General features: G+C 66.6%; 10 protein-coding genes. 8 read left to right on the plus strand and 2 right to left on the minus strand.

The window, feature by feature from the left end:
* Positions 1-84: 84 nt before the first annotated feature.
* On the minus strand, positions 85-3,435 hold the full coding sequence (locus tag NCG91_RS06060) for a TIM-barrel domain-containing protein (RefSeq protein ID WP_251349006.1): 3,351 nt from the start codon (positions 3,433-3,435) through the stop codon (positions 85-87).
* A gap of 345 nt (positions 3,436-3,780) precedes the next feature.
* On the opposite strand from NCG91_RS06060, the gene NCG91_RS06065 reads away from it, so the two are divergent.
* From NCG91_RS06065 to NCG91_RS06100, 8 genes are all read left to right on the plus strand, one after another.
* The gene (locus NCG91_RS06065) at positions 3,781-4,929 is read left to right on the plus strand and encodes an SIS domain-containing protein (protein ID WP_251349007.1); all 1,149 of its coding nucleotides are present in this window, start codon (positions 3,781-3,783) and stop codon (positions 4,927-4,929) included.
* Positions 4,916-5,869 carry an ROK family protein gene (locus tag NCG91_RS06070; protein ID WP_251349008.1) on the plus strand — a complete coding sequence of 318 codons (954 nt, stop codon included), beginning with the start codon at positions 4,916-4,918 and terminating at the stop codon, positions 5,867-5,869. Before NCG91_RS06065 ends, NCG91_RS06070 begins: the two co-directional genes overlap by 14 nt.
* A complete protein-coding gene (locus NCG91_RS06075) occupies positions 5,869-7,212 on the plus strand; it encodes a D-tagatose-bisphosphate aldolase, class II, non-catalytic subunit (RefSeq protein ID WP_251349229.1) in 1,344 nt (447 codons plus the stop codon). The genes NCG91_RS06070 and NCG91_RS06075 overlap by 1 nt, the downstream gene beginning before the upstream one ends.
* A gap of 35 nt (positions 7,213-7,247) precedes the next feature.
* Positions 7,248-8,015, plus strand: a complete 768-nt coding sequence (locus NCG91_RS06080; RefSeq protein ID WP_285817020.1) for a DeoR family transcriptional regulator — start codon at positions 7,248-7,250, stop codon at positions 8,013-8,015.
* A 3-nt stretch (positions 8,016-8,018) separates the two neighbouring features.
* On the plus strand, positions 8,019-9,113 hold the full coding sequence (locus NCG91_RS06085; RefSeq protein WP_251349010.1) for an N-acetylglucosamine-6-phosphate deacetylase: 1,095 nt from the start codon (positions 8,019-8,021) through the stop codon (positions 9,111-9,113).
* 50 nt (positions 9,114-9,163) lie between these two features.
* Entirely contained in the window at positions 9,164-10,951 is a 1,788-nt protein-coding gene (locus NCG91_RS06090) for an MFS transporter (RefSeq protein WP_251349012.1), read from the plus strand.
* Between the two features lie 208 nt (positions 10,952-11,159).
* Complete coding sequence (gene bcaP / locus NCG91_RS06095; RefSeq protein ID WP_099664236.1) at positions 11,160-12,557, plus strand: branched-chain amino acid transporter BcaP; 1,398 nt, start codon at positions 11,160-11,162, stop codon at positions 12,555-12,557.
* 77 nt (positions 12,558-12,634) lie between these two features.
* Positions 12,635-13,921, plus strand: a complete 1,287-nt coding sequence (locus NCG91_RS06100; RefSeq protein ID WP_251349013.1) for a DUF445 domain-containing protein — start codon at positions 12,635-12,637, stop codon at positions 13,919-13,921.
* 7 nt (positions 13,922-13,928) lie between these two features.
* On the opposite strand, the gene NCG91_RS06105 is transcribed toward NCG91_RS06100, so the two are convergent.
* Positions 13,929-14,951: an LLM class oxidoreductase gene (locus NCG91_RS06105; protein WP_251349014.1), complete on the minus strand. Its 1,023-nt coding sequence runs from the start codon at positions 14,949-14,951 to the stop codon at positions 13,929-13,931.
* Positions 14,952-14,965: the final 14 nt, after the last annotated feature.

Raw genomic sequence — 14,965 nt, forward strand, 5'->3', positions numbered from 1 at the left:
GTGATTTGTTTTCGTCAGGTTGCAAGAACCCCTCCCCGGTCCGAAGAGGGGCTCGTTTTTGGTGAAATGATGAAGTGAAGTTGCTTAGCGCGGCTTGACGGTCGCGCCTTCCGTGCCGGTCAACACGGCGTTGGCCCAGTTGCCGCAGACCCGGGCCGGGTGGGCGCCGCGCGCGCCCAGGGTGCGCAAACTGAGCTGGCTCAGGCCGCGCACGTCGATTTCGGGTTTGACCACCCCGGGAGCCGTGACCAGGCCGCTGTCATACAGCAGCCGCTCGCCGCTCCAGACCTGGAATTGCAAGCCGCCCGCGCTGCGGCAGCTATCGTCCACGCCCAGGTCGGCGCGCAGCAGATTCCAGTTGCCCACCAGTTGCAAGTCGATGCGGCTGGCGGGTCCCACGCCGAGGCCCTTGCGGAACCACAGCCCGTTCATGCGCATCTCGGCTGCCTTGCCGGCTGGCCTGTCTTTCGCGATATGCTTCGGCAGCGCCAGGTCCGACAGATAGCGCTGCACCTCCTCGCCTTCGGCCACGCGGTGCTCGAGCACGCGGAATTCGGACAGGGTGACGGGCGCCACGTCGGTCGCCAGCGCCGCATCGAACGCGCGCGCCACCGGTGCGCCTTGCGCCGCCGTGACCATCGGGTCGGTGGACGCCGCGCCATCGCCTTCCGGATTTTGCGTGCTCATCACGCGGAAGCGCAGCAGGCGCCCGGCCGTGGCAGGGAAACTGATCGTCTGCCTGCCCTGTTCCAGTTTCAGGGTGCCACGCGCAAGCGGTGCGCCCCACTCTCCATTGTTGTCGCCGATGTAGATTTCATAGTCGCGCACCTGGCCATGCTTCCAGTGCTGGTCGTTGCGCGGCGCCAGTTCGATGCCGTCGACCATGCGCCGCTCCGTAAAGCCGATCACCCATTCGTGCGGCCCGCTCTTCACGGACGGACTGCGCACGGTGCGGAACCACGTCTCCGGCTTGCCGTCGAAGGCGTTTTCCAGCGGATAGCCATTTTCCTCAAACGGACGTCCCACCACCTGCATGGCATCGGCCGGCAAGGCGCGGCCCGGCACGGGTGCGGCCGGGAAATCGGCGTCGATTCTTGCAGCCGCCAGCGCGCCGGCCACTTGCAAGGTCAAGGCCTGGCGGATATCCTGCGCCGCCACCTTCACGTGCAGGGTGCCCTGGCGGTCGGCAGCATCGAAATACCAGGCATCAAACGCCTTGTCGTAGCCGGCGCGGTCGCCGGCTGCCGCGATCAGCCGTTCGCCGGCCCGCACGGCGGCCGGGGCCTGGCCCGCAAGCATGCGCAGCGCGTAGCCGCGGCGCGCTTCCTGGCCCTGGTACTGGCCATCGACAGCGCCGATGTCGACCTGCACGTCGCCGCCCGTCTGGCGCATGCGGATGACTTGCTGGCTGAAGGCGCCGCCCTGGTACTGGCGCGTGTTGCCATCGTCTTCATACAGCGTGTATTCGGAATCGCCGTGCGGGTAGATATCGAGCGTGAGCTGATCCTTCGGCTTCTGGCCGTCATACAGCATTTCCGGATACATGGGCAGGATGGCGCCGGCCCGCACGAACACGGGCAACTTGTCCAGCGTGACCTGCATGTCCAGGTCGCGCCCTTTCGCGTCCGCCGTGGCCTGGCGGCCGTCCCAGTAGTCGTACCACGTGCCCTGCGGCAGGTGGATGCCCTTGCGCCAGCCGCCGCTGACGGCCTGGCTGCGGTAGACAGGCGCCACCAGCACGTCGCGGCCCAGCAGGAATTGATATTTATAGGCTTCCGTGTAGGCGGCCGGGTCTTGCGGATAATCCCACATCAGGCCGCGCACCAGCGGCGCGCCCGATTGTTCGGCTTCGCGCACGAGAGTATACATATACGGCGTCAAACGCATCTTGAGCTTCAGATAGCGGCGGTTGATGTCGCGGTACGGCTGCTCGAACCACCACGGATGCTTGCGCTCGGCCGCGGCCCAGCCGGACATGCCCATCAGGACGGGCGTAAAACTTTTCCACTGCAAGTCGCGCAGATAGGTTTCCGGGCTGCCGCCAAAGATGGCGTCCACGTCGCCGGACGCATACGCCTGGCCGGACAGGCCCGAGCCGATCAGGGTCGGGATGTGCCAGCGGATGTAGTCCCAGCTGGCGCTCTGGTCGCCCGTCCACGCCACGGCGTAGCGCTGGATGCCGGCCCAGCCCATCACCGTCCACAGGAACGGACGGCTGTCGGAGTTGTTCAGGATGCCGTCGTAGGCCGACTTGTTCGCGTCCATGGCAAACTGGTAGCCCTTGCCCGTCCACGCCACGTCCAGCTTTTGCACGCGGCTGCCCGCCTGGCCCACTTCCCACGCGATCTTGTCGACGCCGTTTTCCGTCCACAGACCCGTGCGGAAGCCATAGCCGGCCAGGCCCTTCACGGTTTCCGGCAAGTTCGTGTAGCCACAGCCATAGCCATCGTTGGGCAGAATCCAGCCGCCCGGCATGTCGTGTTCGCGGTATTGGCGCGCCACCGTTTCCACCACGTCCGGCGTCTTGCCGGTCGGGCCATCGGTCCAGCCCTTCGGCACGGAACCGGGCTTTTTCACGTTGTCGCCATCGTTGTAGCAATCGGCGTCGCCGTATTCCAGCGCCCAGCGGGGCAGCATGCGGGCGCGGCCCGTCAAGTCCGTGTAGCGGGCGACGACGTCGCGCACGTCCTTGCCGACGAAGAAATACGCGTCATAGCGGCCTTCCGCGTGCTGCAGCGATATCTGTTCCTTGTCGCGCAAGTCGTAGTTCCCGTCGGACCAGGTATTGCGCAGCATGCCCCAGCCCCGTGAACTCATGAGAAATGGCGCGGGATTCGGCCGGTCGCCCTCTTCCCAGCCGCCCGAATACGACACGGGCACCTGCTTGCCCTTGAATTCGAAGCGGCCATTCTGCTGGCCGCCGCCAAAGTATCGTTCGCCGGGCAGGCTGGAAAGCACCTGCACGCCCTGCTTGTCGTCGAGCGACAGCGGCTGCACTTCGCGCCACAGGGGCACCGCGTCGCCCTTGCGGTACAAGGTAAAGCGCAGCGGCTTGCGGTCGATGCGCAGGCTCAGGGCTTCGGTGCTGATCAGGATATGGCCGGGCTGTTCGTCGATCTGGTATGCCACCTGTGCGGCCGGCTGGCCCACGACGATGGGCGCGGCCTTGTCACCGGGGCCCGTCAAGCCCCCCTTGCCGCCCGCCTGGATGCGCAGCACGTCCGCCTGCGGCAGGCTGATACGCAACTGCATGCCCGTGTCGCTGCGCACATCCCAGCCCAGCGCCTCGCCCTTGACCACGTCGGCCGGGTGCACGGCGGACAATGACTGCAGATTGCCGATGGTCGCGGCCTGCAAGCCAGGCGCTGACAGGGTGGCAAGGGCGGCGAGGACACAGGCGGCAAGGAGGCGGCGGGGAAGCGGGAGAGGTTTCATCGGCTGGCTTTCAGAAGTAATTCAATGAAATTACTTTAAGAAGAAAAATAAATATCGTCAACCAAAAGAAAGTTTTGACGCAAATTTATTAATAAAATACCTAAAATCAGCTCATTTATCTTACGTTTTACCAAAAAATCACGATACATACTTTCGTTATCGTCGCATTTCAGCGACAGGCCACGCCGTCACACGCTTTCACGCTGCACTGCAGCACACTATCACACCGTTAAAACGACACAATTTCGCAAGTCCATTAAAAATTTACTTTCGTTTTACTTTCGTATTTGACTTTTCGAAATTTAGTATTTATGCTTTCTCCAACAAACACTTTACTGACACTCCATGACTACCCTTCTTCAGCGTGACATTCAAACCTGGCGCGACATCGGCGGCCTGCACACGGCCGAGGAAATCGCCCACCAGCCAGCCATCTGGCGCGCGCTGTCCGGCATTTTGCGCAACGAGCAAGCCAGCCTGGCCGCCTTCCTCGGCGACGCGCTGTCCAATCCGCAGCAACGCGTCATCCTGACGGGCGCCGGCAGCTCGGCCTATGTGGGCGAGATCGTCGTCGATACCCTGAACGCGGCCTGGCCTGCGCAGATCCGCGCCATCGCCACCACCACCCTGCTGACGCATCACGAGCTGTACCTGGAAGCGGATGCGCCCACCCTGCTCGTTTCGTTTGCCCGCAGCGGCGACAGCCCGGAAAGCCTGGCGGCCGTGGAACTGCTGCGCCAGGTCGTGCCCGGCGCGCGCTTCCTGAACATCACCTGCAACGCCGACGGCAAGCTGGCGCGCCAGGGCGCCAACGACAGCAACACCTATAATCTGCTGATGCCGGAAGGCAGCTGCGACCGCGGCTTCGCCATGACCAGCAGCTTTACCAGCATGCTGCTGGCGGCCCTGTCGGTGCTGGGCAAGGACACGGATCTCACGCGCCTCGACACCCTGGCGCAGCTGGGCGAGCAAGCCTTGCACGACTGGTCGGCGCCCGTGGCGCAGCTGGGTTCAACACCCGTGCAGCGCGTCGTCTACCTGGGCAGCGGCCCGCTGGAAGCGCTGGCCAAGGAAGCGGCCTTGAAAATCCTGGAATTGACGGGCGGCCGCGTGATGGCGATGGCGAATACCGCACTGGGATTCCGCCACGGCCCGAAATCGGCCGTCACCACGGAGTCGCTGGTAATCCTGCTGCGCAGCAGCAAGCCGCTGGCGCGCCAGTACGAAGACGACCTGCTGAAAGAACTGCAGCGCGACAGCGTGGCGCAGCGCTGCCTGACGGTAGGCATCGGCGGCGACTTATCTGCCAACTTAGCGGCCGATGCGCCGGCCTGGCCCGACGCCTGGTTGGCGCCATTGTGGCTGCTGATGGCGCAGCAATATGCACTGCACCAGTCCGCGCTGCTGCAACTGCGCCCCGACAATCCATTCGCCGGCGGCATCGTCAACCGTGTCGTGCAGGGCGTCACCATCTATGGCCATGACCAATTCTAATCGCGCCGCCGGCTACCACGGCATCGACATCGGCGGCAGCAAGATGGAGCTGGTCGCCTTTGCCGACCGCGACGGCGCGCTGACGGAAGTGTTCCGCGAACGGGTGGCCACGCCGGGCGACGATTTTGCCGCCTTCGTGCAAGCCATCGTCGACCTGGTGGCGCGCGGCGACGCCGCCCTGGGCACGACGGCGCCCGTCGGCATCGGCTTGCCCGGCGTGATCGACAGCGCCAGCGGACGCCAGCTCAGTTCCAACGTGCCGGCCCTGAACGGCCGCCTGGTGGCGCAAACCCTGCAGCAAGCCTTGCAGCGCCCTGTCGCCATCGGCAACGATTGCCAGTGCTTCGCCCTGTCGGAAGCGCAGGGCGGCGCGGCCGACAATGCCGCCAGCATGTTCGGCGCCATCCTCGGCACGGGCGCCGGCGGCGGCTACTGCGTGGGCGGCCAGCTGCTGCGCGGCTTTAACGGCGTGGCCGGCGAATGGGGCCACTGGAGCCTGCCCGCCACCCTGCTGGCGCAGCACGACCTGGCCGAATACCCCTGCCCGTGCGGCAAGGCGGGCTGCCTGGAGCGCTATGTCTCCGGACCCGCCATGCGCAAGCTCCACGCGCACTTTGGCGGCGACGGCGCCGAACCGCTGGCCATCGTGGCGCGCGCCAACATGGGCGACGCCGTGGCCCAGCGCACGGTCGCCGTGCACCTCGATGTGCTGGGCCACGCGCTGGCCGGCCTGGTGCTGGCCTACGACCCGCACGTCATCGTGCTCGGCGGCGGCTTGTCCAAGCTGCCGCACCTGTACGACAAGCTGCCGGCCGCCGTCAAGCGCCACCTGTTCCCCGGCGTGCACGTGCCGCCTATCCTGCCGCCCCGCTTTGGCGACGCCGGCGGCGCGCGCGGCGCGGCCCTTTTGATACGACAACATACAAAGGCGTCAACATGATGAAGCAAGCGGAAAACCCGACTTTTACCCTGTCCCCGATCCAGCAAGTGATCAAGGCGCACCGCCGCGGCGAGCGCGTGGGGCTGTACGCCGTCTGCTGCAGCCACCCGAACGTGCTGCGCGCCGCCATGCGCGTGGCCAGCGAATACGACACCGTGCTGCTGGTCGAAGCGACCTCGAACCAGGTCGACCAGTTCGGCGGCTACACGGGCATGACGCCGGCCGTTTTCCGCGACACCATGCTGGCCCTGGCCCGCGAACAGGGCTTCCCCGCCAGCCGCCTGGTGCTGGGCGGTGACCATCTGGGTCCGAACGCCTGGCAGCACCTTGATGCGGCCACCGCCATGGACCATGCCGAAACCCTGATCGCCGCGTATGCGTCGGCCGGTTTCCATAAAATCCACCTCGATTGCAGCATGCGCTGCGTGGATGACCCCTTGCAGCTCGACGATGAAACCGTGGCTGCCCGTTCCGCGCGCCTGTGCATCGTCGCCGAGGAAGCGGCGGCGGCCGCCGGCTTCGCGCCGCCCGTCTATGTGATCGGTACGGAAGTGCCGATTCCCGGCGGCGAAGCGTCGCTGGCGCAGGCCGGCGCCGTCACCAGCCCGCAAGCGGCGCGCCGCACCCTGGACGTGCACCGCCGCGCCTTCCTCGACAACGGCCTGCATGGCGCCTGGCGCCGCGTCATCGCCATGGTGGTGCAGCCGGGCGTCGATTTCGACCAGAGCAGCATCCAGCATTACGACGCCGATGCCGCCGCCGAGCTGTCGGCCTTTGTCGCCGAGCAGCCTGGCCTCGTGTTCGAAGCCCATTCCACCGACTACCAGCGCGAAACGGCGCTGCACGCCATGGTGCGCGACCATTTCGCCATCCTGAAAGTGGGCCCGGCCGCCACCTTCGCCCTGCGCGAGGCGCTGTTCGCCCTGTGCCAGATCGAGGAAGAACTGCTGCCGGCGCACGCCACCTCGCAGCTGATGCAAGTGCTCGACGACGTGATGGTGGCCAAGCCGAAGAACTGGATCAAGCATTACCTGGGTACGCCGGAAGAGCAGCGATTGATGCGCCGCTACGGCTTGAGCGACCGTTGCCGCTATTACTGGGGCGAGCCGGAAGTGGCGGCCGCCGTCGGCAAGCTGCTGGCCAACCTGGACGCCGTGGCCATTCCGCTGCCGCTGCTGAGCCAGCATTTGCCGGAACAGTACCTGGCCGTGGTGCAGGGCAGCCTGCAAGCGCAGGCGCCGGCCTTGATCGAGCACAAGATCGGCAGCTTGCTGGCGCAATATGCGCGCGCCTGCAACCGCAATGCGGCAGTCCCCGTCATTGCCGAAGCGGCAATCTGTTAAGCTCGGTATTTTCATTTTTTACTGAGCCCGCCACCATGCGAAATACCAGCCAACGCCGTGAATCCATCCTCCAAATGCTTGCCCAGCAGGGCTCGGTGCAGGTGACCGATCTGGTGGAAAAGCTCGGCGTGTCCGCGGTCACCATCCGCAGCGACTTGAATGCGCTGGAAGCGCAAGGCATGGCCACGCGCAGCCACGGCGGCGCGACCCTGACGCGCACGCCGCCGCCCGAGCACACGATACGCCAGAAGGATGCCATCAACCATGAGCAGAAGGAGCGCATCGGCGCCTTTGCGGCGCGGCTGGTGGAACCGGGCGACAACATCATCATCGACTCGGGCACCACCACCATCTCGCTGGCGCGCCATCTGCGCGATGCGACGGGCGTGACGGTGGCGACGAATGGCCTGAACATCGCATGGGAACTGGCCGATGCGCCCGGCGTGGATCTGATCCTCACGGGCGGCCTGCTGCGCAAGCAGTCGCTGTCGATCCAGGGAAGCCAGGCCGAAACCTGCCTGCAGGCGTACAGCTTCGACAAGCTGTTCCTGGGCGTGGACGGCTTCGACCTGCAGTTTGGCGTGACTACCCACCACGAAGCGGAAGCAAGCCTGAACCACAAGATGGTGGAACGGGCAAAGAAAATCATCGTCCTCACGGACGCCTCGAAGTTCGGCCGCGTCAGCCTGCACCGCATCGTGCAGCTGGACCGCGTCGATACCGTCATCACCGATGCCAGCATCAGCCAGGAGTACCGCGAAGGGCTGCAAAAGCTGGGCATCGAACTTTTTATAGCGGAATAACACATGCTGAGCGGCAGAATCCTTACCCCATCTGGCTGGATCACGGGCACCATCACCTTTGACCAGCGCATCGTCCAGATACAAGAAGACCCTGCCGCCGACAGCGCGCTGACCATTCTGCCCGGCTTCATCGACCTGCACGTGCACGGCGCGGCCGGCGTCGACATCATGGAAGGCGGCGACGCGGGCGCCACCGTGGCGCAAGTGCATGCGCGCCACGGCACCACGGCCCTGCTGGGCACCACCCTGACGGCGAAGGAGCCGTCGATCCTGCGCGCCCTGCAAGGCCTGGCCGGCGTCATCGCCGAGCGCCCCGCCAACGGCGCGCGCATGCTGGGCGTGCACCTGGAAGGCCCGTTCCTGAATTTGCACCGCCTGGGCGCGCAGCCGCCCGACGTGGTACAGGCGAGCCTGGCGCTGGTGCAGCGCTTCCACGCCATCGCCCCCATCAAGGTGCTGACCATGGCGCCGGAAATCCCCGGCCACCTGGAACTGATCCCGCAACTGGCGGCGATGGGCATCCGCGTGCAGATCGGCCACAGCGCCGGCACGTATGACGAAGGCGTGGCGGCGCTGGAAGCCGGCGTCTCCGGCTTTACCCACCTGTACAACGGCATGACGGGCATGACGCATTACGATCCGGGCATGGTGGGCGCCGCGCTGGCGCATGCCGAGTACGCAGAAATCATCCCCGACCTGCAGCACGTGGCCAAGGGCGCCCTGCGCGCGGCCCTGCGCGCCATCCCCCGCCTGTACGGCGTGACGGACGCCACCTCGGCCACCGGCATGCCCGATGGCGAATACGGCCTGGGCACGCAGCGCGTCTACAAATGCCTGGGCTGCGTGCGCCTGGCCACGGGTTCGCTGGCCGGCAGCGTGCTGACCATGGACCAGGCCCTGCGCAATTTCGTCGACCTGGGCCTGGACCTGGCCGACGCCTCGAACCGCTTGTCGCTGTACCCGGCCGACTACCTGGGCGAATCCGAACGGGGCCGCCTGGCGCCCGGCGCCTGGGCCGATATCGTCGTCCTCGATTCCACATTACAGCCAGTGTCCGTCTTCGTCGAAGGCGCGGCCATCGATCTTTCCACCCGCTAGATTCAGTCTCTAGACCCAGCCCCCAACCTCAACCCCGTCCCGGAGTTTTCATGCACGACACGTCACACAAGGCCCCCGTGTGGGCCATGCGCTACCTGCTATTTATTGCCGGCATGGGGGGATTGCTGTACGGCATAGACATCGGCATCATCGCCGGCGCCCTGCCCTACCTGGAATCGACGGCGTCCGTGGCCTGGAAACTGACGGCCCAGCAGCTGAGCTTTATCGTTGCCGCCGTGCTGTTGGGCTCCGTCCTCTCCTCGCTGTTCGCCGGCGCCCTGGCCGATATCCTCGGCCGGCGCTGGGTGATGTTCCTGGCCGGCGCCCTGTTCAGCGCCAGCATCCCGCTGATCGCGCTGGCCGACGGCTACATGCCGCTGCTGCTGGGCCGTCTGCTGCAAGGCATCAGCGGCGGCTTGATCGGCGTCGTCGTGCCCCTGTACCTGGCCGAATGCCTGCCCGCGCAGCAGCGCGGACGGGGCGCGGCCCTGTTCCAGCTGCTGCTGACCATCGGCCTGGTGGCCGCCGCCCTGATCGGCCTGCTGCAAGCGCAGACGGTGGAAACGGCCACGCAGGCGGCGCAAGCGCTGCCGGAAGCGGGCCGCATCGCCGCCATTTTTGCCGCCAAGGACCACGCCTGGCGCAGCATCTTCTGGGTCTGTCTGACGCCCGGCCTGGTGTTTACCATCGGCGCGCTGCTGCTGGCCGAATCGCCGCGCTGGCTGGCGCAACGGGGCCGCATCGAACAGGCGCGCCAGTCGCTGCTGCGCACGCGCCTGCCCGCCGACGCCGACATCGAACTGCGCGAGATGCAGGATACGCCGGAAAATACGGCCAAGGCCGGCGGCAAGGCCAGGGATCCGCTGCTGAGCCGCCGCTACGTGCTGCCCTTCCTGCTCGCTTGCCTGATCCTCGCCTGCACCCAGGCGACGGGCATCAATTCCATCCTCGCCTACGTCGTCAATATCTTGAACCAGGCAGGCCTGTCCGGCGCCTCCGCCAACATGGCGGACGTGTTGTTGAAGGTGCTGAACGCCGTGATGACGGTGGTGGCCGTGCTGCTGGTGGACCGCAAGGGCCGCAAGTTCCTGCTGATGCTGGGCACGGGCGGCATCGTCGTCTCGCTGCTGGCGGCCGGCCTGCTGTTCCGCGGCGCCGAAGCGCACCTGGCCGACGTGCGCCCTGCCATCGCCGCGCAGGTGCAAGCGGACAGCCTGGCCTTGCACCTCGATGCGGCCACCTTGGCGGCGCTGGGCGCGGCAACCGACGGCACGCCGCAGCAGTTGACCATCGCCTACGCCTACGGCCCGTTCACCAACGTGAAAAGCCTGCGCAGCGACGATCCCGTGCTGCGCCAGGTGACGATCGCCCGCGCGGACGCCGTGCAGGCCGACAGCGTGATCGGCGTGTTCTTCCGCAAGCTGCACCTGAACCCCTTCGCCGACCCGGCCGCCGGGCGCGAGGCGCCGCTGCGCATCGAGAAGGCCAGCCTGGGCCCCGTGCCCTCGTCCACGCACGGCTGGCTGGTGGCGATTGCCATCTGCGTGTTCGTTTCCAGCTTTGCCGTGGGACCGGGCGTGTGCGTGTGGCTGGCCCTGTCCGAGCTGATGCCGACCCGCATCCGCTCGAACGGCATGAGCATCGCCCTGCTGGTGAACCAATTCGTCTCGACGGTGATCGCCGCCATCTTCCTGCCGACCGTGGGCTTGCACGGTTATTCGACGCTGTTCTTCTTTGGCGCCGGCTGCACCGTGCTGTACTTCCTGGCGGCGGCCTTCCTGCTGCCGGAGACCAAAGGCAAGACACTGGAAGAGATCGAGGCGCACTTTTCAAAGTAAGCCAAAGTAACCATTTGTAGCAGTCTCCTTTCCAGCCCCGGCCGCTTCCGGGGCTGTTTTTTTGCCCGCAAGACAAGCTTCCGGGCTGGTGCGCACGCCAAAGTACGGTTTTCCTTCTGGAATCTTGGCCGCCTGGGCTAGAATCTGGCTGCGTCGTGCTACTCACGAGGCGGCAATGGCGCCATGACAAAAACCACCAGGAGACACAGTGAGCTTATTTAGAACCAAGAATTTGGATGACATGATTGCCCACAGCAAGAAGCCAGGAGGTCTGGCCAAGGTGCTGGGGCCCTTCGACCTTGTCCTCATGGGCATCGGCGCCATCGTCGGCACGGGCATTTTCGTGCTCACCGGCACGGGCGCGCTGACGGCCGGCCCCGCCCTGTCGCTGTCGTTTGTCGTGGCGGCCGTCGCCTGCTGCTTCGCCGCCCTGTGCTACGCGGAATTTGCCTCCACCGTACCGGTGGCCGGCTCCATCTACACCTACAGCTACGCCACCCTGGGCGAGCTGGCCGCCTGGATGATAGGCTGGGACTTGCTGCTCGAATACGGCCTGGCCGCTGCCGCCGTCTCCGTCGGCTGGTCCGGCTACTTCCAGTCGCTGCTGTCGGGCTTCGGCATCGCCCTGCCCGTCGCGCTCACCGCCGCCCCCGGCGCGCTGCCCGGCGTGACCACCTTCATCAACCTGCCGGCCCTCGTCATCATGCTGGCCCTGACGGCCATGCTGGGCTGGGGCGTGCGCGAATCGGCGCGCCTGAACAACATCATGGTCGCCATCAAGGTGGGCGTGGTGCTGCTGTTTATCATCTTCGGCGCGCGCCACGTGCAGCCGGCCAACTGGCAGCCCTACATGCCGTTCGGCTACCACGGCATGCTGAGCGCCGCCGCCCTCGTCTTCTTCGCCTTCATCGGCTTTGACGCCGTCACCTCGGCCGCAGAGGAAGTCAAGAAACCGTCGCGCGACCTGCCGATCGGCATCATCGGCTCGCTGGCCGTGTGCGCCGTGCTGTACGTGGTGGTGTCAGCCATCATGACGGGCATCGTGCCGTACCAGAAATTCCTCGGCGTCGACCATCCCGTCTCGCTGGCCCTGCAGTATGCGGGCGAAAACTGGATCGCCGGCTTCGTCGACCTGGGCGCCATCCTCGGCATGACCACCGTGATCCTCGTGATGGCATTTGGCCAGACGCGCATCATCTTCGCCATGTCGCGCGACGGCTTGCTGCCCAAGCGCCTGTCGACCGTGCACCCGCGCTTCCACACGCCGTTCTTCGCCACCTGGCTGGTCGGCATCGTCTTCGGCCTGATCGCCGCCGTGATCCCGCTCAACATCCTCGCCGAGCTGATCAACATTGGCACCTTGGCCGCCTTCACCATGGTGTCGGTTGCCGTGGTGGTGCTGCGCAAGAAGCGTCCCGACCTGCCGCGCGCCTTCCGCTGCCCCGGCGTGCCGTACGTGCCGGCGCTGGCCGTGATCCTGTGCGTGGGCCTGATGAGCTTCCTCAGCTGGGTCACCTGGGTGGCCTTCACCATCTGGCTGGTGATCGGCCTGGTCATCTACTTCGGCTACGCGCGTCGCCGTTCGCTGCTGCACCCGCCGCAGTAAAAAATCCCCTGCAGCGACATATCCTGTCGCTGCCCCAGTTAAGATGGCGGTCTCGCAACCACCGCAGGCCGCCATCCATGCAACGTTCCCCCGACCTCATCGCACAGCTGGACCAGAGCACGGACCAGCTCAAACGCGCGCGCCTGCGCAACATGCAGTGGCTGGCCGTCGGCTTGCTGCTGCTGGCCGCGCTGGTCTTCGCCGTGGCCCGTTCGCAGCGGGACGGCCATCCCGCCTGGGGCTACGTGGAAGCGTTCGCCGAAGCGGCCATGGTGGGCGCGATCGCCGACTGGTTCGCCGTCGTCGCCCTGTTCCGCCACCCGCTGGGCATCCCCCTGTGGCATACGGCCATCATCCCGAACAGCAAGGCGGACATCGGCCGCAGCCTGGGCGCCTTCGTGGAAAACCATTTCATTACCGAGCAAGGCATCGCCGAGCGCATCGTGCAAGCCGACCCCGCCGCGCGCCTGGGCGCCTGGCTCGGCGACGAGACCCACGCGCGGCAGCTGGGCATGGCCGGCGCCGGTGTCGCCAGACAGCTGCTGGCGATGGCCGACCACGACAAACTGGGGCGTCTGTTGCGCGAGCAGGTCAGCGGCTACCTGGGCCAATTGAATGTGTCGGACGTGGCGGCCGACTGCATCGATGCGCTGATCGCCGACGGCAAGCCGCAGGAATTGCTGGACTTCCTGCTCGACCGCAGCGCCGCCTACCTGGACGATGAGCACCACCACGCCGCCATCGGCGACTTCGTGCTGGGCGCCTTCCAGATCGAGAACGCGCTGGTGAAAAAAGCCGTGAAAGCGTATGAGCCGCGCATGATCGCCTCGCTGCAGAAATTCGCCCTCGCCGTGCGCGTCGATCCGGCCCACCCGCTGCGCCAGCGCATCGCCGGCTGGATCGCCGACAGCGCGCTGCACCTGAAGGCCGACCCGCAGTGGCAAGCCACGGTGCGCCGCTACCAGCTGCAGCTGATCGCCAGCGACACGGTGCAAGCCATGCTGGGCGACGTCTGGAACCACCTCCGCGCGCGCCTGCTGGCCGACCTGCACGCCGACCAGCCCGTGCTGGCGCAAGCCATCGCCAGCCTGGCGCGCAACACGGGCACGGTGCTGGGCGCGGACCAGGCCGCGCGGGCATGGCTGAACGACGCCATCGTCGCCGGCAGCGGCGCGCTGGTGCGCCGCTACCGGGGCGAGGTGGGCGCCTTCATCGCCGCCCGCCTGGACCTGTGGAGCAAGGACGAGATGAGCGAGCGCATCGAACTGGCCATCGGGCGCGACCTGCAATTCATCCGCATCAACGGCACCGTCGTGGGCGGCCTGGCCGGTTTGCTGATTTATACGGCTACCCAGCTGTTCTAGGCCGCCTTCACCAGCGCGGCACGGCCTTGGCCGGCGCCGCATGCGAGGGAAAATGCGGCAGCACTTCCTGCGCCAGTTCCTGCAGCACCTCCGCGGCCGGGCGCTGGCCATGCTGGATGCCCAGCGCCGCATGGTTGACGCCAGCGTCCCGCCATTCACCGAGCAAGTCGATCAAGCCCTTGCGTCCCGTGCGCAGCACATAGCCGCTGCGCACGGGCGTGCGCGGATAATCGGGGTCGTCCACCAGGTCCAGCCACTCGTTGCACATGTGCGGGCGAAAGCCGCCATCGGGTATGCAGGCGCGCCAGGCGCGGATCTTGTCCGCCAGCCGGCGCGGCCCGTCCGGCGTATCCGTCGCTTCCGGATACGTCAGCCATCCATCGGCGTGGCGCCCGATCCACTCCAGCGGCTGGCCCGAGGAACTGGTGACGACGAGGGGAATGGCGCCCGCCACGGGCTTGGGCAGCAGTTCGAGGCCCGCCAGGCTGCCCAGCGGGCCGTCGATGCTGGCGGGACCTGCCCGCAGCAGCTGGCGGAACATGTGCACGGCCTGCGCATAGCGCGCGCCGCGCGTGGCATACGGCACGCCATACGCGGGAAATTCGCTGGCCCGGTCGCCCGACGCCGTGCCCAGCACCAGGCGTCCGCCCGACAACTGGTCGATGCTGGCGGCCGCCTTGGCCAGGTCGATGGGATGGCGCAGGGTGAAAATGGCGCTGCCCGTGGCCAGGGCCAGCGAGTCCGTGCGCGCCGCCAGATACGCCAGATAGGTCCACGGGTCGAACAGCTGGCCCGCGTCGCCGAAGCGCGGGTCGAACAGGGGAATGTCGCGCACCCAGGCGGCGGCAAAGCCTTGCCGGTCCATGGCGGCGACCAGGTCCGCCTGGCCGGCCAGCGCCTGCATGTCGCCCTGGTAAAAGCGCAGCGGCAGATAAATGCCGAGGGTGAGCGCGCCGGGCGCGAACATGCGGCGGTAGCCTGCATGGTGGGCAAACGCGTGCGAGGACGCGCCGCCGGTATCGATCGTCATATTGTTCCTTGATG

Source organism: Janthinobacterium kumbetense (assembly GCF_023703445.1).
In the GTDB taxonomy this organism is placed as follows: domain Bacteria; phylum Pseudomonadota; class Gammaproteobacteria; order Burkholderiales; family Burkholderiaceae_D; genus Janthinobacterium; species Janthinobacterium kumbetense.